This window comes from Ruminococcus sp. YE71, from assembly GCF_900119155.1.
GTDB lineage: Bacteria > Bacillota > Clostridia > Oscillospirales > Ruminococcaceae > YE71.
This window is the reverse complement of sequence record NZ_FPIR01000003.1, coordinates 85,491-110,950: the sequence shown is the minus strand read 5'-3', so window position 1 is coordinate 110,950 and position 25,460 is coordinate 85,491. Positions and strand designations below refer to the sequence as shown.

Genomic DNA, 25,460 nt, shown 5'->3' with positions numbered 1-25,460 from the left:
AAGGTACAAAATTGTCAGTAAAGCTCAGGCAGTTTGTCGAGGGTCACGGCGTGGGGGTCGCTGTAGACGCGCCTGAGGGTGTCCGAGTCGGTGTATTCTTCCGACAGGCAGAACTCCTTTGACCAGGTCATGTAGCTTGCCCAGCCGATATTTTCGCGGCAGACGGCGGCGACGTCGGGCAGGGTGCCTGTTTCGCCGATGATGACGGGCTTTTTCGCGTCGGTCACCTTCACGAGCTCGTGATACATTTCGGCGCAGCTGGTGTGGCTGTGCTTTTCGGGGTACATATCTCGGGAAATGACATCTACGCAGTCGTCCCCAGGGTAGAAACTGCCGTCGGCGGCGTTCCACACCCAGATAAGATTCCCCAGCCGATGCACCTTCGTGAACCGTTCAAACATCAGGCGGTAGAGCTCTTTTGCGGTATCCGCGCCCTTCGCTCCCCACCAGAACCAAGTTCCGTCGCACTCGTGGAAGGGTCTCCAGAGGATGGGTATCTTCCTGTCGCGGAAGGGGCGGAGCAGTCCTGCCATAACGTCCAGGTCGGCGAGGAGCGCTGCGTTTTCGGGGGTGCCGATGATGACCGCCTGCGAAGCGTCGAAGTCGGTGTTCTCGGTGAAGAACGACTTCGACCGTCCGCCCAGCGGCGAGAACCAGTGCCATGTGAAGGTTATGAGCCCTTTTTTGTCCGCCCATTCCCATGCGCGTTTCAGCGTGCCGAAGTTCTCTTCGACCTCGGTCATGCACTCGGCGTCGGTGTCGAGATAGTTGATGTTCGGCGAGTAGGAGAGCAGCTCGAACCCGAGGAGCGCGGGCAGTTTCCCCGTCGCGTCCTCGATGCGGTGGAGCTCTTCCATCGCCATTGTCTGAGTGTGCTGACCCGTCAGGACTTTTTCGCAGGTGATGTCCGAAAGGTATTTCAGTACGTTCCTGACGCACTGCTGAGCGTTCGGGTCGCATGGGGTGAATATCTTGCCGCTCATGTGCGCCCCCTTTCGGAAAGCTGTCCCAGCATCTGTTCGATGGTCTTCTTGTCGGCGAGACCGTCGGAAAAGGCGGTTGCTCCGCCTGCCGCAGTGCCGAGACGCAGGGCGTAGCCGTAATCGACGGTCATCGCCTCGTCCCGGTTTTCCTGCGAGAGAACGCCCGCCATGAAGCCCGCGACCATCGAATCGCCTGCCCCGACAGAGTTCCTGACCGTGCCTTTGCAGACTCCGCAGCGGTGGGACGCGCCGTACTCGTCGATCAGCAGAGCACCGTCGCCCGCCATCGAGACAAGCACGTTCACAGCGCCCATCTCGCGGAGCTTTTTCGCGAAGACCTCGGCTTCGTCGGCGTTCGTGAGCTTCAAGCCGAACATATCGCCCAGCTCGGCGAGGTTCGGCTTGACGAGGAAGGGCTTGTATTTCAGCACATTCAGCAGCAGTTTGCCCGAAGCGTCCACCGCGGTGCGGACCTTCCTGTCCGAAAGTTTCGCGAGGATGCGCTCGTAGATGTCGGCAGGCAGGGAGGGCGGCACGCTACCTGCAAGGATGAGGGTGTCGCCGTCGGTGAGCCTGCCGAGCTTTGCGAACAGCTCATCCAGCGCTTCCGCACTGATGTCGGGACCCTGACCGTTGAGCTCGGTCTCGGAATCGGCTTTGATCTTGACGTTGATGCGCGAATTGCCGCTTGCGAGCCGCACGAAATCGGTGTCGAGCCCCATCTCTTCAAGTCCGCGCCCGATAGCCTCCCCCGTGAAGCCTGCCACGAAACCGAGGGCTACGGAAGGCAGGCCGAGCTCCTTCAGCACCGCCGAAACGTTGATGCCCTTGCCTCCGAAAAACATATTTTCGCCCTTTGAACGGTTGGTCTCACCGAGCGTGAACGCGTCGGTATGCACCACATAGTCGATCGCAGGGTTGAAAGTCACAGTATAGATCATAAATTACCTCCGTATGATCGCCGTTGCCTTGAAAAAAAGGCCTCCGTTCTCTATTATATCACAACAGTCCTGAATTGTAAAGACGAAAAAAGCAGCAGGACGGTTTCCCGTGCCTGCTGCCCATGCGGAGGTATGTATGTTCTCAGCTCTTGTGATTTCTGTGGTAGGTGTGTGCGTAAACCGCCGCGAATGCAACGCATACAACGAACAGTGTTACGAAAAATACATTCATGAGCTTGTCCGTGCCGTTCACTCTGAAGATGTCGAGCCCCGTTACGAGCTTCATCTCACCTGTGATGGCGTTGGTCGTGCTCATGCCGCATACAAAGAAATCGATGTACATCTCAAGGATGACTACCGCGAGAGCGGATACCGAGGAAACCGCACCCTTCATGAATGCCTCACGGAACGGGAGCCTGTCGAGTTTTCTCAGTACTACTATATAGCTCAGCTGGAATATCAGGAGAGCGGCAGTACAAAGTGCTGCGGCAAGGTCGCCGATGTGGTTCATCAGTGCGAAGATCAGCGCGTAAAGGCCGAACGAAAGCGGGTAAACTATTCCAAGGATGCTGTGTTTTTCGGTCGTTGTGTTCTGCATTGTGCTCACCTTGTTCCTTTCAGTATAAATTGTGTCCGAAATCGTTTAAGAAGAGCCATATGATTTGACATATATGCTACTCCTTCATGCCAATAATATTATACATGAAAGTAAAGCCGAAATCAAGAGAGTATATTAACATCTCACAAAACCCCGTATTTTCTACATTTCTGACATATCGCGACATTTCGATTTGTTAGTTATGACTAATCGGACTAAAAGTGTATATTTTTGCGCAAAGTTGCACAGAAAACGTTTTCTGCCGCCCGACATGGCGCAAACGGTTGAAAACACAGGAAAATCTCTTGTAAACGTTTACTATCAAAATCAGGTGCGATTTTTGCGCAGAATGTTTACTTTGAAGTAACATATTTGTCATATATCTTGCCTGTGGCCGTTTGGTGTAACAATATTAACCTAAAACGTTTACGCTGGCCATTCGCTGACCTTCGGATAAATTATGCTTGACAATCGGCAAGGGCTGTGCTATAATCCTAACAAAGGCGGTGAGCGTTATGAAAAAAGAGCTGACAGCTGTTCTTGTTGCGGCAGTGACGCTATTGTGCGGCTGTACGCCGAAAAAGTCCGCACCCGAGCTGACCGACGGCGAGCTGAACGTGTACATTTTCGACGCTGGGAAGGCGGACGCTGCGATGATATATACCGACACTCATGCGGTGCTCATCGACTGCGGCGAAAAGGGTTTCGGAAAAGAAATTCTGGAATTTATGGAACAAAATGACATCTCGGCGCTCGACTGCATGATAATCACGCACTTTGACAAAGACCACGTCGGCGGTGCGGCAAAGATACTCGGTTCGGTGAAGGTCGGGCAGGTCATTCAGAGCAACAGCCCGAAGGAGAGCGGCGAGTACGAACGCTATATCGAGCGTCTTGACGAGTGCGGCATCACCCCCGTGACGGTTCGGGAGCCGCTTGAACTGAACTTCGGCGATGTGAAGTACACCATCGACCCGCCCGAAAAAGAGACCTACGACCGCGACCCGAGCAACAATTCTTCCCTCATCACAACGGTGGAGGCAGGGGATTGCCATCTGCTTTTCGCAGGGGACGCGAAGGACGAGCGCATGGCGGAGTTCATATCCGACAACAAGACCGACTATGACTTCCTAAAGGTGCCCTACCACGGCCACTACCAGTACGGCCTCGACAGCTTCGTCAAAAACGTGGACCCCGAGTACGCCGTCATAACCTGCTCGGTCAAAGAACCCGAAGACGCCAAGACCACTGCCGTCCTCAAACAGGCAGGCGCCAAGGTCTTCCTCACCCGCAAAGCCGCAGTCAAACTGACCTGCAACGGCAGCAAACTCGACGCTGAGTACGTTAAGACTTCATGAGTGCGGGATCTGCCGGGGGCAACCCGCCTTAGCTGCGCACGGCAAGGGGATAACCCTTTTTCAAAAGGGTTTCCCCAAAGAAAACCTCACGGAGAACATTCTTTACAAATGTGTTGTTTTGTGGTATAATTGTAGGGGCGACCATACCGAGAGGGAGGATGAGCATGAGTTCACCGTTAGCCGACAAGATACGTCCGGCGACGCTTGATGATGTTGTGGGGCAGCGCGACCTGTTAGGGGAGGGCAGACCTCTGCGGCGGATAATCGAGGGCGGGCGCATCCCGAACATGATATTCTACGGCCCGTCTGGCGTAGGCAAGACCACTGTTGCGCGAATCGTCGCGGAAAACGCGGGGATGACGCTGTACAAGCTCAACGGCACGTCCGCATCGACAGCCGACATAAAGCAGGTCATCGCCGATTCGCAGAGTCTTTTCGGGTCGAACGGCGTGCTGCTCTATCTGGACGAGATACAGTACATGAACAAGAAACAGCAGCAGAGCCTGCTGGAATACATCGAGGACGGTTCGATAACGCTTATCTCCTCGACCACCGAGAACCCGTATTTCTACGTGTACAATGCGATAATCAGCCGTTCGACGGTGTTCGAGTTCAAGCCTGTGGAGCCCGAGGATGTCGTGCCCGCGCTTGAGAGAGCCTTTCGGCTTTTCGGGGAGGAACTTGGCACGAAGCTGTCAATCGAGGACGGCGTGTGCGGGCATATCGCCCACGGCTGCGGCGGCGATGTCCGCAAGTCGATAAACACCGCCGAGCTTTGCGTGATGTCCTCTTACGGGGGCAAGGTCACCCTTGACACGGCGAAGCAGCTGACCCAGCGGAGCAATATGCGCTACGACCGCAACGGCGACCAGCACTACGACATTCTTTCCGCCCTGCAAAAGTCGATACGCGGTTCGGACGAGAATGCGGCGATACATTATGCGGCGCGGCTTATCGAGGCGGGGGACATCATCTCGCTGTCGAGGCGGCTTCTGGTCATCGCGTCGGAGGACGTGGGGCTCGCGTATCCGCAGGCTGTCCCGATAGTCAAGGCGTGCGTTGACAGCGCGATGCAGCTGGGACTTCCCGAAGCGAGGATACCTCTTGCCGAAGCGGTCATCCTGCTCGCCACCGCGCCGAAGTCGAACTCGGCTTACAAGGCGATAGCGGCAGCCCTTGACGACCTGCAAACGGCAGGTGCGCTGGATTTCCCGAGACACTTGCAGAACAAGCACTTCGACGGCGAGGAAGCGGCGGTCAGGGGGCAGCACTACCTCTATCCCCACGACTTCCCGAACCACTGGGTCGAGCAGCAGTACCTGCCCGACGCGCTGGCGGGACACGTCTACTACAGCTACGGCGAGAACAAGACCGAGCAGGCTGCGAAGGCTTACTGGGAGCGCATCAAGGGGAGAAACGGTGACAAATAAGTGACGAAATATCATACTTGACTGTATACAAAAGGAGGGACTGACATGACCGAAAACGGTTTTGAACTGAGCAGCCAAAACGGAGGAAAGCTCACTGCGCTGAAATGCGGCGGAGATTCCGCGGCGTTCGTGATAACCGAGGTGGATTGCAGCGACGAAGAGCTCGCGGAGCTTGTCGGCGAAACGGAGCGCACCGCACGGGAAAAAGGCAGCGGTATGCTGCTTGCCGCCTGCGACAAGGCGCGCTTTGAAAAGCTCGGTTACACGGGGAGTTTCTGCGGCGTGATGTACGACGGGTTCGAGGAACTCTACGACAAGGTAGTGATAAAGCGTTTCGGCGAGCAGCCCTACAGCCTTGAATTCGTTCCGCTGCCCGACGAGGTCACGAAGGCGCACTACACCGTCGTGCAGAAGAGCGGCACCGATTTCGACGAGAAGGCGCTGTTCAGAGCCGCTTTCACGGCGAGGTCGAAACTGCGGCTCGCACAGACGCGAAGGATACTCTTCATGATGGTGGCGGTGATGCTCATGGCGGCGTTTTTCCGTCCGCAGATGATGATGGTCTCGGGCGCGGGACTGCTCATCATCGGCGATATGTACTGGAAGGCGTACAAGCTCTCGAAGAAGATCGCGGAGAGCGGCGGCTACCGAAACGAGGTCATCCTGCTTGAGGAAGGCATCGTGGAATATATGCCCGAAAAACCCTCGATGACCTACTTTTTTTACACGAATATCAGGGAGGTCTACGTGAAAAAGGACTTCGTCTACATAGAGTGCGGAGGCGGCAGAAAGGGCGGTCTGTACATCGGATTTCACGATGAAGCCGAAAAACGCGCTATTACGGATCTTTTGGAGAAGAAGAAAATACAGGCAAAGAAAAATCGGACGTAACTGTCCGATTTTTTGTTCTCTTTGTCGAATTATGCGCTGTTACTATTATAATAGTATAAAACATATGTTCGATAAGATTGATTAACTATGAATAAATTCTGTTCGCACTAGAAACAGATGACAATTTATGGTATGTGTACATAAAAACGTACTGTTAAAATATACTTTTTCAGTCGAATTCGGTGACCACCGTCTTGGTGCAGCAGTCGGGATTGTACTGCCATCTTCCGATGTGTCCCGAGGTGATGTAGTAGTCGAACGCCGACGCAGGCGCCCTGCCCTGAATGACATCGACTATGGTGAGTTTTACCTTCATGCGGTCGGGTCGGATAGCCTTGATGCCCACCGAAACGCTCTGCCCCTGTTCGATGCCTGGGCGAAGCTCGGAGAGCCCCGCAAGGTTCGGCGCTATCTCGATGAAGATGCCGTAGCTCTCCACCGAGCGCACGACCCCCGGCACGGTCGCCCCTACCTCGAAGCGCTCGGCGTTCTGCTCCCATGTGCCGAGAAGTTCGCGGTGAGACAGGCATATCCTGCCGCCGTCGATGCTTTTCACCACCGCGAAAATGTTCTGTCCGTTGTAGAAGCGGTCGTTCGGGTGGGAGATGCGCGAGACCGAAATGGCGTCGATCGGAATCAGCGAGGGTATGCCGCACCCGATGTCCACGAACGCCCCGAAGGGTTCCATGTGGGTGACGCGCGCAGGGATGACGTCGCCCACGCGAAGACTGCTGATGTACTCGTCGAGACAGCGGCGCTGCACCCGTTCGCGGGAAAGTATGTAGAGCGGCAGACCGTTTTCCTCGCGGATGTCGGTCACGACGAAGCAGACGGGCTTGTTTACCCGTGAGAGGAGCGCGATGTCGCGGACGGTGCCTTCGCGGATGCCGACCGCGCCCTCTTCGCGTGGGATGATGCCTTTCGCGTGGGGGATGTCAACGAAAAGGTCGTGGGACGCGCCGCACATCAGCGCGTGCGACTCAAGCACCGTGCCCTCCTCCATCGCCTGCCGCATGAGCTCGGGAGAAGCAAGAGTCCTCGCGCAGGCTTTTTCCGTACACAGCTTTCCTTCGGGGTAGTATCTCTGCATTTTTATGCCTCTTTCTCCGCAGAAAAGCCGACCGCAAAACCCATCGACCCCAACCTGCGGCATTATTTTTTCTCCCTCACCCCGCTCGCGTGCCTTTGTGCCTGCTCTTTGTCTTGGTGTCTGCGGATACTATTGGGGGAAACCCTTTTGAAAAAGGGTTCTCCCCCAAACCCCTTTCCTAAAACTTCTGATGTTTTTTTTTGGCAAGGGGTATCATTCTTCCCGAGAAAGTACAGATTCGGAAGTTTGCAGTTCTTTCTGAAACGAGCATACCCCTTGCCAAAAAAATATTAAAAGTCTTTGGAAGGGGGTCCGGGGGAGAACCTTTCTTCAGAAAGGTTTCCTCCGGTAATACCCGCAGTCACTAAGATAAAACGCAGACGCAGAGGCACGCGAGCGGGGGCGGGAGCTTGATAAAAAATCGCTGTATCGCGTGTTTTTTTGCTCTGATCTAACTATATGCGGGGGGATCGGGAGTTATGACTTGGGGGTGAAAATAGCGGGTTTTTGCGTGGATGTTGCATAAAAGTTCCGCATGATGGTAATAAGATTAGTCGAAATCGCCAAATATTTTTTTATTTGCTTGACAAAATGACGAATTGATGTTACAATGACGTAGTAAATTGTAACCGACCCGTAACCATTCGGGAAAAGTGTTACAAAAGGCAACAAAAAATTTTAAATTTCAGAAAGGTCGTGAGTCAGCTCCTCAGTCCGCAAGACAAATATCGGACGGAACGCGCAAGAAAAATAAAAGCGCAGGGAGCAAATTGCATGGGTAATAACGAGATCAAGAACGTGATGAAAAGAACATTTACAGCAGCTATGGCTGTTGCTATGATCGCTGTCTTTGCGGCAGAGACACAGATGGGCGCTTCGGCAGCCGAGGCTGTGGACGAGACCGAGAGCGTAGTTTACGCGGATCGCAGTGAATCGGCTGCTGATGAGACTGTCAGCGAGAATGCCGACGAGACTGTTGACGAGACCGAAGCCGCAGAGCTCGGTGTTGACGGCCCCAACATGATTATTGTCAGAAGAAAATACGTTTCGGTCGATAAGGTAAAGCTCAGAGGCGAAATAAAGTACAACAACGGCGAAACTCATCCCTGGGGCGCTCAGACGAACTCCCTCAAGATCAGATGGAACGCTGTAGACAGAGTTGACAACTACGAAGTATGGGCATACGGCGGTCAGTACACCAAGTGGACCAAGGTAAAGACCCTTGCTTCCGACAAGCTCGCTTTCACCGTTAAGAATCTTTACAGAGATACCCAGTACAAGTTCAAGGTAAGAGCATCCTATTCGGGCTGCTACGGCGCATACTCGGATGTTCAGACCCTCAAGACCGCAAGAATAGATTTCGACAAGGCAGGCTGGGAAGCTATGTGCCGCATCGTTTACCACGAGGTCGGCGGTGTTAACGACAAGATGTGGAACGAGCCTATCGTTCACGTTGCAGACTGCATCGTAAACCAGTATGAGGGTGCGAAGTACCTCAACGACCCGATCTGGGCTCCCTACTACAAGAACTACACCAGCATCCAGAACATCATCTACTACAGCGGCGGATTCATGAGCGATGCAGGTCTTGCTTATGACGGCGCGACCTACGCAAACACTACCGAGCTGGTAAGAAACGCTGTATACGGTGCTGTTTACGACAAGATCAAGGTAGACAACATCCCGCACGACAGAAAAGTATTCTTCTGGTGCAACACCTACTACTATCCTTCGAGCTACAAGGTAGCCTATGCCTACAAGATCCCGTGGGGCGGTTACTTCGCTATCTGGAGAGAGTACTGGGGCTGATAACCCGAAAAGATAAATATGCAGCATACCGAGAGCATCGGTGTGCTGCTTTTTTGCTCTTCATAACAGGGGATACAGTCGGTATCACGGGGGTGGGAAGCGGTGCATATTTTTTCCAAAAGGTTGACAAGCATGGGTTTGTGTAGTATAATATATTAGAATGCACTATTGCGCTCACAAAGCCGCAGAGGAGGGGATGACATGAAAATACAGACCGATTTTTCGGGTGAGGAACGTCAGCAGGAGGGGCTTGTTTTTCTCAGGCAGTACACCGCTTCGCACGCCGAAAAGTTCGGAGTGCCGCCTCTCTGCATGGTACACTCCTTCGGCTGTCAGCAGAACGTCAGCGACGGCGAACGTCTGCTCGGCGCACTTTCCGAGGCAGGCTTCGAGCCCACCGAGGACTACAGGCTGGCACAGCTCATCATCTTCAACACCTGCGCGGTGCGTGAGAACGCCGAGGACAAGGTGAGGGGTGTGCTGGGCGACCTGAAGAAGTTCAAGGAACAGCGCCCCGATGTGATACTCGGCATCTGCGGATGTATGGCGCAGGAGGAAAAGAGCGCGAAAAAACTGCTGGAGACCTACGGACAGATAGACCTTATCTTCGGTACCTTCGCGACGGGTGAGCTTTACGCGATGCTCGCCGAGGTCATCCGCTCCAGGACGCGCATCTTCAATATCGAGGAGAAGCCCTCCGACCCCGACGCGCCCTTCACTCAGCTGAGAAAAAGCAGCTTTTCGGCGTTCCTGCCGATAATGTACGGCTGCAACAATTTCTGCACCTACTGCATCGTGCCCTACGTCAGGGGCAGGGAGCGCAGCCGCAGCCCCGAGTCGGTGGAAGCCGAAGTCAGGGAGCTTGTGGGAAAGGGCTACAAGGAGATATTCCTGCTGGGACAGAACGTGAACAGCTACAGCTACGGTTTCCCCGCACTTCTCAGACGGCTCAACGCCATCGAGGGGGATTTCCGCATACGCTTCATGTCCAGCCACCCGAAGGACGCCACCAATGAACTTATCGACGCGATACTTGAGTGCGACAAGGTCTGCAAGCATCTGCACCTTGCGCTGCAATCGGGCAGCGACAGAGTGCTCAGAGCCATGAACCGCAGATATACTCATGAGGACTACATGAAGATAGTCGATTACGCGAGAGAGAAGCGCCCCGATTTTTCCTTCTCCACCGACATCATCGTGGGATTCCCCGGGGAGACCTACGAGGAATTCTGTGAGACGAAGGAGTTTGTCAAGCGGGTGAAGTTCGATAACATATATTCGTTCGTATACTCGCCGCGCTCGGGAACGAAGGCGGCGGAGCTCGACGACCCCGTCAGCGAAAAGCAGAAGGGTCTGTGGCTCAGAGAGCTGCTGCTCGAAAACCGCGAGGTCGCGTCGGAATGGATGCGGCGGTTCGTGGGTAAGACCTGCCGCGTGCTGGTCGATGGCAAGGGCAAGGAGGACGGCACGCTCACGGGCAAGAACGACGAGAATATCATCGTGAATTTCGCGGGGGACGAGAGCCTTATCGGGGGATTCTGTGATGTGAAGATAACCGACGCCATGAACTGGGCGGTGAAAGGAGAGCTGGTCTGAATGGAGATAAAGATACCTGTCCGTCACGAAACGGGCGATTTTCCCGCAGTCGGCATAAAGGGCGGCACGGGCGAATTCGTCATGAGGGCGGATCGCAGTATGATAACTTACGTGCATAACGGCACGGAGATAACGGTCTACGAAGTCAGCGAGGACGAGCTTGACAAGCTGACCGCTCACTACGACGAGGAGTGGAGACTGACAGAGGTCACCTTCGGGGACAGGCTGGTGTTCATAAACTACGCCGACGACAGCGCTGCATGGTCTGCGATACGCGACCTTGCGGACGAGAACGGAAAGCGCGTGGCTGCACAGGTGGCGGCGACAGAGGGCAAGGTCGGCAGAGTGTTCGTCGAGTATCACAAGGATGCCGAGGGCTTTGATTTCGGCGCGATAGTCGCTCCCGAAAAGGAGCTGTGTCAGGTCGCGGCGAGGTCTGAGGACGAGGACTGCATCAACATGAGCGGCGAGTACAGCCACGAAAACAAGATATGCGCCGACAACGCACGCTTCTCGGTTATGCTCCGCTGTCTGCCAAAGGGCATGAGCATCGGGCTGATGGGAATGAGCGTCGAGATAATGACCGAAGCGGTGCGCTCGGCGTGTGACGAGCTGGACAAGGCGGAGGACTTTGACTTTATAGCGGAGGAATACGACTGATGCCGACGGACGGGCTTGAAGTAAGACACAACGAGCTGACTGCCGAGCAGTTCATCGAGCTGTGGGAGACGGTCTGGGGCGACGGACCGCCGCTCGAACAGACGCGGCTCGCGATGGAGCACACGCTTTTCCGTGTGTCCGTGTTCGACGGCGGCAGGATAGTCGCGATGGCAAGGACGATAGGCGATATGGGACTTGACTACTACATCAAGGATGTGGTGGTGCGCCCCGAATATCAGGGAAAAGGCATCGGAAGGCTGCTGATAAACGAGATATTCGGGTTTATCGGAGCGAACGGCATCAGTGGAACGAATGTTTTTGTCGAGCTCGCGGCAGCGCCCGATAAGATACCGTTCTATGAAAAATTCGGCTTCGATACGAATGATTCGCAGCGGCTTAAACTTATGTATAATATCAGGTAAAAAATCAAAAGGAGTAAAGTAAAATGACCATTATCGAAATGACAAGAGAATTAGGCAGAGCTATCCAGTGCGACGAGAGATACGTCAAGATGCAGGCTGCTGCCGCAAAGACCGACACAGACGCCGATGTTCAGAAGAAGATCGGCGAGTTCAATATGCTCAGACGCGACCTCAGCCTCGAAATGGCTAAGGAGGACAAGGACGGCGAGCGCCTGACCCAGCTCGACAACGACATCAGAGCCGTGTACGACGAGATAATGGCTATGCCCGTTATGGAGGAGTTCAACGCAGCAAAGGAAGAGTTCGACAAGCTGGTAAAGAGCGTCAACTTCATCATCGCGACCGCTGCCGAGGGCGGCGACCCGACCACATGCCCCGAGACCGCACCTACCTGCTCGGGCAGCTGCGCGACCTGCGGCGGCTGCGGCTGAGTCCTCGGGCGGACAGCCCGATGCCCTCGCACAAAAATCTCAGATAAAAGATAGTTTGTGCGGCTCGGGGTCATCAGGAGTGAGATATTGTAATGCGTAAGTGCGTTTCAGATAAGAGATGAGAGATCAGGGATATTGTGTCCGCTGTGCGGACGCATCCTTGTCTTTTTCCGATTTTTTATTTTTGTAAGATTATCCGAAGAAGAAGGAGCTGACGACTAATTGTTGCCCGAAATTGATGAGAGCAGGCTTTCGCCGGGTATGCAGCAGTGGCTCGCGGTGAAGAAACAGTACCCGAAGCACATTCTGCTGTACCGTATAGGCGATTTCTATGAGATGTTCTTTGAGGACGCGGTGAGGGTGTCGAGCGAGTTACAGCTCGTGCTGACAGGCAAGGACTGCGGTCTTGACGAACGCGCTCCCATGTGCGGCATACCGCATCACGCCGCAGACGTGTACATCAAGAAGCTCGTTGACAAGAACTACATGGTGGCGGTCTGCGAACAGACCGAAGACCCCGCACAGGCAAAGGGTCTTGTAAAGCGCGAGGTGGTAAGGGTGCTGACACCGGGCACTATCACCGACGGCGACCTTCTTGACGAGGATTCAAACAACTACATCTGCTCGTTCTATTCCCGCGGCGACGAGTGCGCACTGGCTTTCGCCGACGTTTCCACGGGCGAGGCAAGGCTCTACAGCTTTTCGGGCAAGGAGATGACCGACCGCTCCATAAGCGAGCTCTCGCGTTTCATGCCGAGCGAACTGCTCATCAACGAGGGCTTTCTTGCCATGCGCGAGGTCAGCACCTTCGTGAGAAAGACGCTGAAGACCACCGTTCAGCTGCTGGACGAGAACGACTTCCTGCCCGAGCTGCACGCCGACGAAGCCGCCGCACAGTTTGAAGCGGCGAGCATCGAGGAGATGGGCGTCAACCCCATGTCCGTCGAAGCGTATTCACTCTGCGGACTCATGGGCTACATCCATGCGACACAGCTCGCGCTGGTGAAGAGGTTCACAAGGCTGATAAAGGACGGCGGCGAACCCGTCATGACGATAGGCTTCACCGCACGCCGCAATCTTGAGCTGACCGAAACGCTCCGCACCAAGGAGAAGAAGGGCTCGCTCCTGTGGGTGCTGGACAAGACCAAGACTTCGATGGGACGCAGGCTTATCCGCAAGTACCTGGAACAGCCCCTCGTAAACCCGACGGCGATCATGGACAGGCAGAACGCCGTCGAAGCGCTGACCAAAGACCCCGTGACGCTGGGGGACATCACCGCGCAGTTGCAGGGCATCTACGACATCGAGCGCCTGATGACGAGGGTCATGTATCAGACCGCCACGCCGAGAGACCTGAAATCCCTTTCGCTGACGGCGCTGAAACTCCCCGCGCTGAAAGAACTGCTCGGGAACGTTCCCTGCAAGCTGATAGATTCGCTGGCAAGGAGGATGTCCACCCTCGAACCCATCTCGAACCTCATCGAGAACGCTCTCGTTGACGAACCGCCCGTTCAGTTAAAGGACGGCGGCGTCATCCGCGACGGCTACAACGACGAACTGGACGGTCTGCGCGGCATAATCGCAGGCGGACAGGACATCATCTCCGACATCGAGGCGAGAGAGCGCGAGCGGACGGGCATCAAGAGCCTGAAGGTCAGCTACAACCGCGTGTTCGGCTACTACATCGAGGTCACGAGGACGAACCTTGCCCTCGTGCCAGACAGCTACATCAAAAAGCAGACCCTCAAAAACTGCGAGCGCTTCATCACCGAGGAGCTGAAAATAGCCGAGAACTCGATACTCGGCGCGTCGGAAAAGGTCGTGAGCCTTGAGACCGAGATATTCTCCGAGATACGCAAGGCGATAGCGCTCCAGCTCGATACCGTTCAGCAGACCGCCGATTCGGTGGCGGCGATAGACGTGCTCTGTTCGTTTGCGAACATCGCGGTGGCGAACGGCTACGTCAAGCCCGAGATAGCCATCGACGGCGTTATCGACATCAAGGACGGCAGACACCCCGTGGTCGAGCTCATGCAGACCGAAGAGGTGTTCGTGCCGAACGACTGCTACCTCGACCTGACCGACAACCGAATGACAATAATCACGGGCCCGAATATGTCGGGTAAATCCACCTACATGAGACAGACTGCGCTCATTACGCTGATGGCGCAGATAGGCAGTTTCGTGCCTGCGTCCTCGGCGAAGATATCGGTGGTCGATCAGATATTCACCCGTATCGGCGCGTCGGACGACCTGACTTCGGGTCAGTCCACCTTCATGGTGGAGATGAGCGAGGTGGCGGACATCGTGAAGCACGCCACAAAGCAGAGCCTTGTCATCCTCGACGAGGTTGGACGAGGAACTTCGACCTTCGACGGCATCAGCATCGCGCAGTCGGTGTGCGAGTACATCTGCTCCCAGAAGGGTCTGGGCTGCAAGACGCTGTTCGCAACGCACTATCACGAGCTCATCGACCTTGAAGGTCAGCTGAAAGGCGTGAAGAACTGCTCGATAGCCGTCAAGCGCAAGGGCGACGACATCAGGTTCCTGCGAAAGATAGTCAGGGGCGGAGCGGACGACAGCTTCGGTATCGAAGTAGCGAAGCTGGCAGGTCTGCCGCCGAAGATAATCACGAGGGCGAAGGAACTGCTCAAGGACATGGAGAGCGAAGCCGCCGCCGTCAGACCCGCAAAGCAGGACGACAGTCAGATGTCCTTCGACGCCATCGGAGACAGCGTGGTGAAGCAGAAACTGCGCGAAACGAACATCGGTGAGATGGACGACACGGAGCTCCGCGAGTTCGTGACCGAGCTGTACAAGTACCTGTAAACAGATAGGAGATGAGAAAAAATGCCGCAGATAAATCTGCTCGACAAGGAAGTTTATGAGCTGATAGCCGCAGGTGAGGTGATAGAGCGCCCTGCTTCGATAGTCAAGGAGCTTATCGAGAACGCCATCGACGCCGATGCGTCCTCCGTCACTGTCGAGATAAAGAACGGCGGCAGGAGTTTTCTCAGGGTGGCGGACAACGGCGTCGGCATCGCCTACGAGGACGTGCCGAAGGCTTTTCTGCGCCACGCCACCAGCAAGGTCGCCGAGAAAGCCGACCTTGAACACATCATGACCATGGGATTCCGCGGCGAGGCGCTGGCTTCGGTGTGCGCGGTGGCAAGGGTCGAGATGTTCACAAGACTGCGCGGCGAGATGTTCGGCACTCACTACGAGATAGCCGCTTCGGAACAGAAGACCTACGACGTGACGGGCTGTCCCGAGGGTACGAGCGTCATCGTCCGCGACCTGTTCTACAACGTGCCCGCACGTCTGAAATTCCTCAAAAAAGACGCGACGGAAGCCAACCGCATACAGGAGCTTATGAGCCGCCTTGCGGTGTCCCATCCCGACATCAGCTTCAAGCTGATACGCGACAATAAGCCCGTGTTCGTGACGGCAGGCGACGGAAAGCTCTATTCCGCGATATACTCCGTATTCGGGCGCGACTTCGCGAAGGGACTTCTGCCCGTCAGCTACGAGAGGGGCAGTTTCAGCGCCGAGGGCTATGTCTCGAAACCCCTCGACGCACGCACCAACAGGAAATTTCAGGTGTTCTATGTCAACGGCAGATATGTCCACTCGGAGGTCTGCTCACAGGCGCTTGAAGAAGCCTACAAGAGCCGCATCATGATAGGCAGGTTCCCAATGTGCGTGATGAAGCTCACGCTTCCGCCCGATATGCTGGACGTCAACGTTCACCCTGCCAAGACAGAGGTGAGGTTCTCGGACAACAGGTTCGTGTACGACTCGGTGTACTTCGCGGCGCGGCAGGCTCTCGAAGAGCAGGACAAGCCCACGCGGCTGACCATCGACAGGCAGAAGCGCTTCTCGGACAGCGAGCTTTACGCTGACAACACCCCGAAGGCGGAGCAGATGGTCTTTTCCGTTCCCGAGGAGCCCGAGATAGCGGTGCCCGTTTACAATCAGCCCGCAGCCGCAAAGCCCGACACCTCGGGCGATGACCTGTTCCTGAAATCGCTTGACACAAAGCAGGTCAGCGCGGTCAAGCCGATCCCCTACGACGAGATAGGCTTTTCCGAACAGCCCAAGGGTGGCAGTCTTGACGACGATGAATTCGTGAAAATGCTCGACGGGCTGAACGCCGCGGCAAAGGCTGCCGAGGAGGAAGAGCTCCCCCTGCCGCCCGTTACGGACGAGCCGCAGGAGAGCGTGCCGCAGGCGGCGGACGTGCCCGAAACGGCTGACGAAGGCGCTTCGGACTCGGCGGATATGCTCGACAAGCCCGTCAGCGCGGACGAGCCTGTTCAGCAGGAAACGCTGCTTGAGAATTTCAGCTTCGTGACGGCGGAGGACATGAAACAGCGCCGCCCCGTCAGGATAGACCCCATCCCCGAGAGCGAACAGCCGAAGCCGAAGGAAAAGCCCCGCGTGATAGGCGAGCTTTTCAAGACCTACATCGTGACGCAGGTGGGCGATCAGATGGTGCTCATCGACAAGCACGCCGCCCACGAACGCCACATCTACGAGCAGATACGCTTCGACGCAAGGACGGTCACGGCGCAGATGCTCCTCGAACCGATAATGGTTATGCTGTCATTTGATGAGTACGACGCGGTGTCGGCGAACTTAGAGCGCATCGAAAAGCTCGGCTTCGTTATCGAGCCCGACGTCGCGCCTGCGGTGGCGGTGAAGGCTCTGCCTCAGCTGCTCAAACAGTACAACCCCACCGAGATGATAGTCGAGATAGCCCAGAAGCTGATAACAGGCGGAAGTGCTATGCCCCAGCTTTACGATGACATATACCGCTCGATGGCGTGCAAGGCGGCCGTCAAAGCCCACGACGACAACACTATCGAGGAATTGCAGCACCTGGCAGAGCTGGTCTACGAAGAAGACCTGCGCTACTGCCCCCACGGCAGACCCGTGCGCCTCGAAATGAGCGAGTACGAGATAGAAAAACACTTCAGACGAATAGTGTGACGCAGACTGCGGACGGTGCTGACTGCGGTTTTACTGGGGGAAACCTTTCTGAAGAAAGGTTCTCCCCCAGACCCCCTTCCAAAGACTTTTAATATGTCGTTTGTTGGGTGTGGTCGGGAAGATAGACTATCACCGCTTCAAAAGTGACTATCTGAAAAAATTCCGCAAATGAGGCGTAAAACACTATCGAACGTCTTTTTGGCAAGGGACGCACAATTGAAGAGTAGAATCACCATCTTCCCGACCAACACGAACTAAGAAAGAATCACCCAAAAGCCAAAAAGTATTAAAAGTTTTAGGAAAGGGGTTTGGGGGATAACCCTTTTTCAAAAGGGTTTCCCCCAAGAGCACCCGCGGTTTTATAAAGAGAGAGATAAGGACGTGAACATGGCAGAAAGAAAAATACCCCTGCTTGTGATCGGCGGGCCTACGGCTTCGGGCAAGACTGCGCTTTCGGTGGAGCTTGCAAAGAAGCTCGGCGGCGAGGTGGTCTGTGCCGACTCGATGCAGGTGTATAAGGATTTTCAGATAATCACGGCGAGGGTCACCGAGGAGGAGATGCAGGGAGTCCCGCATCATCTGACAGGATTTTTGCCGCTGGAGAAGAGCTTTTCGGTGGCAGAGTGGGCTGACATGGCAAGAGCCTGCATCGCGGACATACATTCGCGTGGGAAACTGCCGATAGTCTGCGGAGGGACGGGGCTGTACATCAGCACGCTTCTCGACAACATCGTGTTCGAGGACAGGGGCGCCGACCCCGAGCGCCGCGGACAGCTGGAAAAATTCGCCGAGGAGAACGGACGGCACGCGCTCTGGGAAAAGCTCAGCGCTCTCGACCCCGAAGCCGCCGCCGAGATACATGAGAACAACGTCAAGCGTGTGGTGAGAGCCATAGAGGTCTGTGAGAGCACGGGTCGGGGATTCTACGAACAGAGACGTCAGAACCTGAAGGGCGACAGTCCCTATGACGCTTTTGTGCTGACGATAGGCTTTGAGGACAGAGGCGATCTCTACGACCGCGTGAACAGGCGCGTCGGGGTCATGCTCGAAGAGGGCATGGTGGACGAGGCAAGACGGGTCTATGAGAACAGCGACCCTGCCACCGCTTATCAGGCGATAGGCTACAAGGAGCTCATCCCCTACCTTAGAGGAGAGAAGCCGCTGGAAGAATGTGCCGAAAATATCCGCCTCGGAACACGGCACTACGCCAAAAGACAGCTCACATGGTTCCGCAGGATCGACGGTATTACGACGGTTTTCTTCCCGAAGGACGGGGATAATAAAATTTTTTATGAAAATGTGGAAAAATCTATAGCCAAATCGGTTTTTTTGTGTTATAATAAAAGATGAATATCCGAAAAGTCGGATATTGTATAAAAAAATAAAAAATATAAGAAGCAAACATTTCAAGAAAAGGTAATTTCTTAAGGAGTGACTAAGGATGAACAAGAATCTCAATTTACAGGACATTTTTCTGAATCAGGCAAGAAAAGAAAAGGTGCTCGTTACGATGATACTCGTGAACGGTTACCAGTTCAAGGGCGTTGTAAAGGGCTTTGACAGCTACGTCGTTATCCTCGACTGCGAGGGTAAGCAGAACGTGGTATACAAGCACGCTATCTCCACCATCGTCCCGACCCGTGCGATAAACATCCTCGACAGCGCGGACAAGGGCTGACAGAGAGCGTTCCGACAGGAAAGAAGGGAAAGTATAAAAGCGTATGAGATCGGGTCTGTTCAATAAGATCACCACGAGAGTTCTTATACTGCTTATCACGGTGCTGTTTGTTCTTATCATAGGCGGACAGGTGTACCGCTATGTGAACGACCGTCACGATACTATGGAGGCTGCGCTCTGCACCATCAATGAGGACATTTCCTTTGAGGGCGTCATCATCAGGAACGAGCGCGAGATCGACTACGGCGGCGAGGGCGTTATCAGCTATACCTACCCCGACGGGAGCAAGGTCTCGAAGGGGGATGTTGTGGCGAAGATCTTTTCAAATACCGATGAGGCTTACGCCGAAAGGAAGCTCGAAAAGGTCACGAACGAGATAGCTCAGCTCGAAAAGGCTCAGAGCCCGGGCACTATCGACTACGTTCAGCCCGAATCCATAAACAAGAAGATCGACGAGTATTACAAACAGCTCATCGTCTGCTCGAACAGCGGCGATTACGAGGGCTTTGCCGAGCAGAAGCAAAACATCTCGCTGGTGCTCAATATCTATAACATAATCTCGGGGATATCCGCGAATTACGACGGAAGGATAGCTCTTCTGAACAAGGATGCGGAATATCTTCAGGCACAGGCAAATAAGGTCAGGGACAGCATTACGGCAAACGAGACGGGGTATTTCGTTTCCTTCTGCGACGGCTATGAGTCGAGACTTGACAAGAATAAAGCCATGACGCTCACTCAGGGTGAGATAGAAGAGATAATCAACGGCGCACCTGCCGTGCGTCAGGGTGTCTCGAAAAACGCGATAGGCAAAATGTTCGATGACTATACCTGCCTGATAGCAGGCGTCATCGACGACGACAAGAGAGTGACGGAGGACGCAAAGCTCGAACTGATGCTCGATGCGTCCAATAAGACTTATTCCGTTAAGGTCGTGTCGGTAAGAAAGGCTGACGAAGAGGGCAAATCCGTCGTGATACTGTCCTGCGACAGCCTTGACGAAAATATCTGCACACAGCGTGTGCAGGCTATGCAGCTGATATTCGATGAGTACAGCGGCATAATGGTGCCCTCGTCCGCGATAAGGTTCAAGGACGGACAGAAGGGCGTTTACGTCATACTCGGCGAGAATATCACCTTCAAGAAGATCGATGAGATCTACAACGGCGACGGTTTCGTTATCTCGAGAAACACCGCCGAGGAGGATCACCTGCTGCTGTATGACCAGATCCTGCTGGAGGTGGTGAGTGAAGAAGATGTACAGTCAGAATCGATTCCCGAAGCTGATGATCCCGACGGATCCGAGATATCCGCAGACAGCGGACAATCTGAGGGAGATAGCTGAAAGGGCAGGAGAAGCGGCGGCTAAGTACCGCAGTTCCGATGAAACGGTACAGATCATGGCAGTGACCAAAACGGTCGAGCCTGATAAGATAAACTTCGCCGTTGAATGCGGCATCACGCTGCTCGGAGAAAACAGAGTGCAGGAATTCATGTCCAAAAAGGACAGCTATGACAAACGCGCCGAGGTGCAGTTCATAGGTCACCTGCAAACCAATAAGGTCAAGTATATCATTAATGACGTTACCATGATACAGTCGGTGGACAGCCTGAAGCTCGCAAATGAGATAAACAGGCTCGCCGCTAAAAACGGCAGGGTCATGGATGTGCTGCTCGAAGTCAATATCGGCGGTGAGGAGAGCAAGAGCGGTGTTGACCGCGGCGCTCTTTTTGAACTTGCCGAACAGGCTGCGGCTCTGGAGAACATACGCCTGAGAGGTCTGATGGCGATACCGCCTATAGGCTGCGGCGAGGAAGTGTTCGCTCAGATGAGAGAGCTATATGAGGCTCTCGCGGCAAAGAAACTGCCGAACACCGATATCTCGGTGCTGTCGATGGGAATGTCGGGCGACTATGAGATGGCTATAAAGCATGGCTCGACACTCGTAAGGATAGGAACAGGGCTCTTCGGAGCAAGAGATTATTCGAGGTGATACCGCACACCACTGTACGGTCCACCTGAAAAATAACAGATACGGAGGGGTATCAGAAATGGGATTATGGCAGGGCTTTAAAAGTATGTTTGTCGGAGACGATGAGATAGACGAAGAGATCTACTCTAATTATACGCCCAAGTCGGCGGCTGCACCGCAGCCCGAACAGGCTCCGCCTCCGCAGTCCGAAAGGGCTGACCAGGAGAGGGCCGTGAGGGACGAGGCGGCTTCGGCAAGAAGATCGCAGGCTCAGGGCGGCGCTTCATCCCGCAGACAGCAGCAGACCGCTTATCAGTCGGCTGCAAGGAACGAGCGCGGCAGCGGCACAGGCGCGGGTACAGGCACAGGCACAGGCATGGGCGCTAACCGCGGAGACGGCTTCAATAATGCCGGCGGCAGAAATGACGCTTACGGCAGTCAGAGAAGAAATAACGAAAGAGAGAGTGATATCCATATGGCAACCACAGATCAGTCCTCGTTCGACCTTGTACTCGCAAGACCGAACAACTTCAAGGAAGTTGAGAAGATAGGCAACGACATCAACAACGGCAGGACCGTTATACTTAACCTCGAACTCGTTAAGAGCGAGGACGCTACCAGAATACTCGACTTTATCTGGGGCGTGGCTTTCGCAAATCAGTGCGAGATCAAGATGATGGCTCAGAAGACCTACGCTATCATCCCCGGCTCGGTGAACTTCTCGGGCGTTGACCTCGTGAGCGAGCTTGAGAACAACGGCTACAGCTTCTGATGTCACGGACAGAGCTTTCCTTTCTTCACGGACTCAGTGAAGAGGACAGCTTTATTGCAGGCAGTATCGCCGACAGGATAGAGGCGGCTGTACATAAGGACAGGAGCGGATTCACCTGCTTTCTCTCGGAGGGCAGGGCAGAGCTCGCGGTGAAGATCGCGGCTTCATACCGCTTCGGCAGATATTTGCTCTGGGGAGGATACGGGGACGCGGATCGGGTGATGCTCGGCGCGTTTTCGGATTACGAAGAGCCCGATGCGGAGAGCTTTCCCATACGGGCGCTGACTTTCAGCTTCAGAAAGCAGGACAGGCTGACCCACAGGGATGTGCTCGGCTCGCTGATGGGTCTCGGACTGACAAGAGACAGCGTCGGCGATATCCTCGTGAGCGAGGACAGGGCGGTGGTGTTCCTGACAGAGATCGCCGCTGAGACCGCAGAGCGTGAACTTGCAAAGATCGGCAGAGCAGGCATCGGCATCACACAGGGCTTCGACCCCGAGTGCCTGCCGAAAAGAGAGTTCGCCGAGATAAAGGGTACGGTCTCATCGCTGAGGGCTGACTGCGTGCTGGCGCTGGCAGTGCGGTGCTCACGCACACGCGCCGAACAGCTGATAGCTCAGGGAGCGGTCGCCGTCAGAGGAAACGAGCTTGCCTCGGGTGCGAAAAAGCTCGCCGAGGGAGATACTTTTACGGTGCGCGGTTCGGGGAAATTCATCCTCGACAGCATCGGGGGAAGTACGAAAAAGGAAAGATTATTCATCACTATCAAGAAATTTGTTTAGGAGGCTATTTACGATGCTTGAACCCGATAAGATCAGAAACAAACGCTTCGGGACTGCCAAGAACGGTCTTAATCCCGTTGACGTTACAGAGTTTCTGGCGGATTGTGCGGATGAGATAGAGCGTTTGAGAGCGCAGAATGCCGAGAATGAAGAGAAGATAAGAAAGCTTGTTGAGAAGATCAACGAGTACCGCGACGACGAGGAAGCTATCAAGTCGGCGATGATACACGCCCAGAAGGAATCGAACAAGCTGATAAACGACGCCAAGGCCAAGGCGAGAGACCTTATCGACTCGGCTAAGACCGAACAGGTGAGACTTCAGGAGACCAACTCCGAAGAGATCGAACGCATCAAGAAAGAGCATCACGCCAACGTTGACGCTCTTCTCAAACAGCTCAAGGAAGAGACTTCTGCCGAGATCGAGAGCATCAAGGCTGAACTTACCGCTGAGCAGATAGAGCTCGCAAGAGCAAAGGCTGAGACCACATACTTCAAGAGCACCCTGCTCGACCTGTATACTCAGCAGATAAAGCTCATCACCGAAGTGCCCGAGATGTCCGATGAGGAGCTCGATGAGTATGAGACACAGTACGGCGAGTACTACGATGATGAAGAGTACTACGAGGACGACGAGGAATACTACGACGAGGAGCAGGCGGCTCTCGACGAGGAAGCCGAGAAGCAGAAGCACTACGATGAGGTCATCAATACCGCTTCCTTCACTCCCGTTATAAATCTGCCCACCAATACGTCGGAGCTGCGCTTTGGCAGAAACTCCGCCGATGAAAAGCGCTGATGTTCATAGCATCGCTCATTATTGCGGCTGTATCGGTGGTCATCGACCAGCTGATAAAGCTGTATATCAACTCGAATTTCGGGCTGAATGAGGTCAAAAAGTTCATCCCCCATGTGCTCAGCATAACCCACATCCGCAACACGGGTGCGGCATGGAGCATGATGGCGGGCAAGACATGGTTCCTTATCGCGCTGCCCTGCGTCGTCATAGCGCTGGCGGTGTGGTATATGTACCGCAACCGTCACGGCTCGAAACTCTGCCTTATCTCGCTGGGTCTCATACTCGGCGGCGGTATCGGCAACCTTATTGACCGCGTGAGGATGCACGAGGTCATAGATTACCTGAAATGCGAACTGTTCAACTTCCCGATATTCAACTTCGCGGATATCTGCGTGGTCATCGGGGCAGTCCTGTTCTGCGTGTATATGTTCTTCTTCGACGAATCGCCGAAGAAGGAGAAGAAAACGGAGAAGAGCGATGGCGAGTGAGCGTTTTGAACTGCTCGCGGATGAACAGAGCGCAGGGATGCGGCTCGACAAATGGCTCGCTTTGCAGCTGCCCGAACTTTCGCGTTCGCGGATAGAAGGGCTTATAGCTGAGGGGGCGGTCACGGTCAACGGCGGCAAAGCGTCAAAAAGCATGAAGCTCAGACGCGATGACACGGTCACGGGCGAGATACCCGAACCACAGGAGCTTACCGCCGAACCCCAGGATATACCCGTCGAGATAGTGTACGAGGACGAACAGCTCCTCGTGGTAAACAAGCCGAAGGGAATGGTGGTGCATCCCGCCGCAGGAAACCCCGACGGCACACTTGTCAACGCGCTGATGTTCCACTGCAAGGGACGGCTGTCGTCGATAAACGGCGTGGTGCGCCCCGGGATAGTTCACCGCATCGACAAGCTGACCAGCGGACTTCTCATGGTCGCAAAGACCGATGAGGCTCACCGCTGTCTCGCAGAGCAGATAAAAGAACACAGCTTCACGAGGGAATACAACGCGATAGTCTGCGGCGCTTTCGCCCCCGAAAACGGCACTATCGACGCGCCCATCGGAAGAAGCAGATACGACAGGAAAAAAATGTGCGTCACCGAGCAGAACTCAAAAAACGCCGTTACGCACTACGAAACTATAGAACGCTTCAAGGGCTATTCTTGGGTGAAGTTCACGCTGGAAACGGGCAGGACTCACCAGATAAGAGTACACAGCGCCTACAAGGGACACGCAGTCCTCGGCGATGACGTGTACGGCAAACCCTATAAAGGCATCGAGGGACAGTGCCTTCACGCAAAGAAGATAGGCTTTGTCCACCCCGACGGCAGGTATATGGAGTTCGACTCCGAACTGCCGCAGTATTTTCAGAAGATTCTTGAGGAATTGAGGAAATAATTTGTTTGAAGATATCTCAAAGGTACTGCTCATAACCGATATGGACGGCACCTTTCTCCCTGCGAGCAAGATACCCTCTCCCGAAAACATCGCGGCTGTCGAGCGTCTGATGAACGCCGGCGGCAGGTTTTCGATAGCGACGGGCAGGAGCTTGCAGGCTTCTATGCTTTATTTTGACATGGTGAGGGTGAACTGCCCGATAATCATGTGCAACGGCGGCATGGTATACGACCTTGCCGAGAAAAAACAGATATTTGACGTGTATCTTCCCGACAGCGCAAGGGAGCTGACGAAACAGCTTCTCGCCATGCATCCTGAGGTCGGGTGCGAGTGCCTGCCGATAGAGGGCGTGTACGTTCCGCAGATGACCGAGATGGAGCGTGCGCACTGCGGCATCTGTCAGGTGACGCCTGTGGAGTGCCCTGTGGACGAGATACCGAAGAACTGGTATAAGGTGCTGTTTGCGCGTGAGCCCGAGCATCTGCATGAGATAATCGGCAGTGTGGACAAGGTGCGCGAGTATTATCCCGAGATAGATTTTGTCATTTCGGCGCCGATGTACTATGAGATGCTCCCGAAGAATATTTCAAAGGGGTATGCGTTAAAAGAGCTGAAAAAGGCCTGCGGTATGGAAGACTTCACAGTCGTAGCGGCAGGCGATTATAATAATGACATCGAGATGCTCCGAGAGGCGGATGTGGGCATATGCCCGTCGAATGCCGCCGCGGACGTAAAAGCTGCTGCCGATATAGAATTGGACGTATCCTGTGAGGAAAGTGCGATAGCCGCAGCAGTAGAATATATATTCCAAAAAGTAACTGAAACGAAGAAAAAATAACCACAATAGTCTCGTGAGCGCCAAAGGCGCA

24 protein-coding genes are annotated in these 25,460 nt (G+C 54.6%); 20 read left to right on the top strand and 4 right to left on the bottom strand.

Going from position 1 to position 25,460, the window contains the following annotated elements; genetic code table 11:
- Positions 1-14: 14 nt before the first annotated feature.
- From BT142_RS03620 to BT142_RS03610, 3 genes are all read right to left on the bottom strand, one after another.
- A complete protein-coding gene (locus tag BT142_RS03620) occupies positions 15-983 on the bottom strand; it encodes a glycosyl hydrolase (RefSeq protein WP_072416844.1) in 969 nt (322 codons plus the stop codon).
- The gene (gene pfkB / locus BT142_RS03615; RefSeq protein ID WP_072416843.1) at positions 980-1,924 is read right to left on the bottom strand and encodes a 1-phosphofructokinase; all 945 of its coding nucleotides are present in this window, start codon (positions 1,922-1,924) and stop codon (positions 980-982) included. Before pfkB ends, BT142_RS03620 begins: the two co-directional genes overlap by 4 nt.
- A 142-nt stretch (positions 1,925-2,066) precedes the next feature.
- Positions 2,067-2,522, bottom strand: a complete 456-nt coding sequence (locus tag BT142_RS03610; protein ID WP_072416842.1) for a hypothetical protein — start codon at positions 2,520-2,522, stop codon at positions 2,067-2,069.
- Positions 2,523-3,037: 515 nt separating this feature from the next.
- On the opposite strand from BT142_RS03610, the gene BT142_RS03605 reads away from it, so the two are divergent.
- The 3 genes from BT142_RS03605 to BT142_RS03595 all read left to right on the top strand — a co-directional run bounded on the left by BT142_RS03605 (position 3,038) and on the right by BT142_RS03595 (position 6,201).
- Positions 3,038-3,880 carry a ComEC/Rec2 family competence protein gene (locus BT142_RS03605; RefSeq protein WP_072416841.1) on the top strand — a complete coding sequence of 281 codons (843 nt, stop codon included), beginning with the start codon at positions 3,038-3,040 and terminating at the stop codon, positions 3,878-3,880.
- A gap of 164 nt (positions 3,881-4,044) precedes the next feature.
- Entirely contained in the window at positions 4,045-5,310 is a 1,266-nt protein-coding gene (locus tag BT142_RS03600; protein WP_072416840.1) for a replication-associated recombination protein A, read from the top strand.
- A gap of 45 nt (positions 5,311-5,355) precedes the next feature.
- Complete coding sequence (locus BT142_RS03595) at positions 5,356-6,201, top strand: hypothetical protein (RefSeq protein ID WP_072416839.1); 846 nt, start codon at positions 5,356-5,358, stop codon at positions 6,199-6,201.
- A 169-nt stretch (positions 6,202-6,370) separates the two neighbouring features.
- On the opposite strand, the gene BT142_RS03590 is transcribed toward BT142_RS03595, so the two are convergent.
- Positions 6,371-7,291: a S1 RNA-binding domain-containing protein gene (locus BT142_RS03590; RefSeq protein ID WP_072416838.1), complete on the bottom strand. Its 921-nt coding sequence runs from the start codon at positions 7,289-7,291 to the stop codon at positions 6,371-6,373.
- A gap of 774 nt (positions 7,292-8,065) precedes the next feature.
- On the opposite strand from BT142_RS03590, the gene BT142_RS03585 reads away from it, so the two are divergent.
- The 17 genes from BT142_RS03585 to BT142_RS03505 all read left to right on the top strand — a co-directional run bounded on the left by BT142_RS03585 (position 8,066) and on the right by BT142_RS03505 (position 25,429).
- Positions 8,066-9,100, top strand: a complete 1,035-nt coding sequence (locus tag BT142_RS03585; protein ID WP_072416837.1) for a fibronectin type III domain-containing protein — start codon at positions 8,066-8,068, stop codon at positions 9,098-9,100.
- Positions 9,101-9,301: 201 nt separating this feature from the next.
- Entirely contained in the window at positions 9,302-10,696 is a 1,395-nt protein-coding gene (gene miaB, locus BT142_RS03580; protein WP_072416836.1) for a tRNA (N6-isopentenyl adenosine(37)-C2)-methylthiotransferase MiaB, read from the top strand.
- Entirely contained in the window at positions 10,697-11,356 is a 660-nt protein-coding gene (locus tag BT142_RS03575) for a hypothetical protein (RefSeq protein WP_072416835.1), read from the top strand. It abuts the gene before it with no gap.
- Positions 11,356-11,778 (top strand): GNAT family N-acetyltransferase, encoded by a 423-nt coding sequence (locus BT142_RS03570; RefSeq protein WP_072416834.1) that lies wholly within the window; start codon positions 11,356-11,358, stop codon positions 11,776-11,778. Before BT142_RS03575 ends, BT142_RS03570 begins: the two co-directional genes overlap by 1 nt.
- A 23-nt stretch (positions 11,779-11,801) precedes the next feature.
- On the top strand, positions 11,802-12,209 hold the full coding sequence (locus BT142_RS03565; RefSeq protein ID WP_072416833.1) for a YlbF/YmcA family competence regulator: 408 nt from the start codon (positions 11,802-11,804) through the stop codon (positions 12,207-12,209).
- Positions 12,210-12,434: 225 nt separating this feature from the next.
- Positions 12,435-15,038 (top strand): DNA mismatch repair protein MutS, encoded by a 2,604-nt coding sequence (gene mutS / locus BT142_RS03560; RefSeq protein WP_242871909.1) that lies wholly within the window; start codon positions 12,435-12,437, stop codon positions 15,036-15,038.
- 21 nt (positions 15,039-15,059) lie between these two features.
- Entirely contained in the window at positions 15,060-17,201 is a 2,142-nt protein-coding gene (mutL, locus tag BT142_RS03555; protein ID WP_072416832.1) for a DNA mismatch repair endonuclease MutL, read from the top strand.
- A 387-nt stretch (positions 17,202-17,588) separates the two neighbouring features.
- A complete protein-coding gene (miaA, locus tag BT142_RS03550) occupies positions 17,589-18,551 on the top strand; it encodes a tRNA (adenosine(37)-N6)-dimethylallyltransferase MiaA (RefSeq protein ID WP_072416831.1) in 963 nt (320 codons plus the stop codon).
- 91 nt (positions 18,552-18,642) lie between these two features.
- Positions 18,643-18,879, top strand: coding sequence for an RNA chaperone Hfq (gene hfq, locus BT142_RS03545; protein WP_072416830.1), 237 nt, complete (start codon positions 18,643-18,645; stop codon positions 18,877-18,879).
- Positions 18,880-18,922: 43 nt separating this feature from the next.
- A complete protein-coding gene (locus BT142_RS03540; protein WP_072416829.1) occupies positions 18,923-20,224 on the top strand; it encodes a biotin/lipoyl attachment domain-containing protein in 1,302 nt (433 codons plus the stop codon).
- On the top strand, positions 20,166-20,873 hold the full coding sequence (locus tag BT142_RS03535) for a YggS family pyridoxal phosphate-dependent enzyme (protein WP_072416828.1): 708 nt from the start codon (positions 20,166-20,168) through the stop codon (positions 20,871-20,873). Before BT142_RS03540 ends, BT142_RS03535 begins: the two co-directional genes overlap by 59 nt.
- 58 nt (positions 20,874-20,931) lie before the next feature.
- Positions 20,932-21,624, top strand: a complete 693-nt coding sequence (sepF, locus tag BT142_RS19510) for a cell division protein SepF (RefSeq protein ID WP_072416827.1) — start codon at positions 20,932-20,934, stop codon at positions 21,622-21,624.
- Positions 21,624-22,406 carry a YlmH/Sll1252 family protein gene (locus BT142_RS03525; protein ID WP_084659310.1) on the top strand — a complete coding sequence of 261 codons (783 nt, stop codon included), beginning with the start codon at positions 21,624-21,626 and terminating at the stop codon, positions 22,404-22,406. Before sepF ends, BT142_RS03525 begins: the two co-directional genes overlap by 1 nt.
- Positions 22,407-22,419: 13 nt before the next feature.
- Positions 22,420-23,202: a DivIVA domain-containing protein gene (locus tag BT142_RS03520; protein WP_072416826.1), complete on the top strand. Its 783-nt coding sequence runs from the start codon at positions 22,420-22,422 to the stop codon at positions 23,200-23,202.
- Positions 23,202-23,690 (top strand): signal peptidase II, encoded by a 489-nt coding sequence (gene lspA, locus BT142_RS03515; protein ID WP_072416825.1) that lies wholly within the window; start codon positions 23,202-23,204, stop codon positions 23,688-23,690. Before BT142_RS03520 ends, lspA begins: the two co-directional genes overlap by 1 nt.
- Positions 23,680-24,591, top strand: a complete 912-nt coding sequence (locus tag BT142_RS03510) for an RluA family pseudouridine synthase (RefSeq protein WP_072416824.1) — start codon at positions 23,680-23,682, stop codon at positions 24,589-24,591. Before lspA ends, BT142_RS03510 begins: the two co-directional genes overlap by 11 nt.
- Before the next feature lies 1 nt (position 24,592).
- On the top strand, positions 24,593-25,429 hold the full coding sequence (locus BT142_RS03505) for an HAD-IIB family hydrolase (RefSeq protein ID WP_072416823.1): 837 nt from the start codon (positions 24,593-24,595) through the stop codon (positions 25,427-25,429).
- The last annotated feature ends 31 nt before the right edge of the window (positions 25,430-25,460 follow it).

Coding starts and splice junctions, on each gene's coding strand:
- BT142_RS03620 (WP_072416844.1), bottom strand. CDS start 983: ATGAGCGGCAAGATATTCACCCCATGCGACCCGAACGCTCAGCAGTGC.
- pfkB (WP_072416843.1), bottom strand. CDS start 1,924: ATGATCTATACTGTGACTTTCAACCCTGCGATCGACTATGTGGTGCAT.
- BT142_RS03610 (WP_072416842.1), bottom strand. CDS start 2,522: ATGCAGAACACAACGACCGAAAAACACAGCATCCTTGGAATAGTTTAC.
- BT142_RS03605 (WP_072416841.1), top strand. CDS start 3,038: ATGAAAAAAGAGCTGACAGCTGTTCTTGTTGCGGCAGTGACGCTATTG.
- BT142_RS03600 (WP_072416840.1), top strand. CDS start 4,045: ATGAGTTCACCGTTAGCCGACAAGATACGTCCGGCGACGCTTGATGAT.
- BT142_RS03595 (WP_072416839.1), top strand. CDS start 5,356: ATGACCGAAAACGGTTTTGAACTGAGCAGCCAAAACGGAGGAAAGCTC.
- BT142_RS03590 (WP_072416838.1), bottom strand. CDS start 7,291: ATGCAGAGATACTACCCCGAAGGAAAGCTGTGTACGGAAAAAGCCTGC.
- BT142_RS03585 (WP_072416837.1), top strand. CDS start 8,066: ATGGGTAATAACGAGATCAAGAACGTGATGAAAAGAACATTTACAGCA.
- miaB (WP_072416836.1), top strand. CDS start 9,302: ATGAAAATACAGACCGATTTTTCGGGTGAGGAACGTCAGCAGGAGGGG.
- BT142_RS03575 (WP_072416835.1), top strand. CDS start 10,697: ATGGAGATAAAGATACCTGTCCGTCACGAAACGGGCGATTTTCCCGCA.
- BT142_RS03570 (WP_072416834.1), top strand. CDS start 11,356: ATGCCGACGGACGGGCTTGAAGTAAGACACAACGAGCTGACTGCCGAG.
- BT142_RS03565 (WP_072416833.1), top strand. CDS start 11,802: ATGACCATTATCGAAATGACAAGAGAATTAGGCAGAGCTATCCAGTGC.
- mutL (WP_072416832.1), top strand. CDS start 15,060: ATGCCGCAGATAAATCTGCTCGACAAGGAAGTTTATGAGCTGATAGCC.
- miaA (WP_072416831.1), top strand. CDS start 17,589: ATGGCAGAAAGAAAAATACCCCTGCTTGTGATCGGCGGGCCTACGGCT.
- hfq (WP_072416830.1), top strand. CDS start 18,643: ATGAACAAGAATCTCAATTTACAGGACATTTTTCTGAATCAGGCAAGA.
- BT142_RS03540 (WP_072416829.1), top strand. CDS start 18,923: ATGAGATCGGGTCTGTTCAATAAGATCACCACGAGAGTTCTTATACTG.
- BT142_RS03535 (WP_072416828.1), top strand. CDS start 20,166: ATGATCCCGACGGATCCGAGATATCCGCAGACAGCGGACAATCTGAGG.
- sepF (WP_072416827.1), top strand. CDS start 20,932: ATGGGATTATGGCAGGGCTTTAAAAGTATGTTTGTCGGAGACGATGAG.
- BT142_RS03525 (WP_084659310.1), top strand. CDS start 21,624: ATGTCACGGACAGAGCTTTCCTTTCTTCACGGACTCAGTGAAGAGGAC.
- BT142_RS03520 (WP_072416826.1), top strand. CDS start 22,420: ATGCTTGAACCCGATAAGATCAGAAACAAACGCTTCGGGACTGCCAAG.
- lspA (WP_072416825.1), top strand. CDS start 23,202: ATGTTCATAGCATCGCTCATTATTGCGGCTGTATCGGTGGTCATCGAC.
- BT142_RS03510 (WP_072416824.1), top strand. CDS start 23,680: ATGGCGAGTGAGCGTTTTGAACTGCTCGCGGATGAACAGAGCGCAGGG.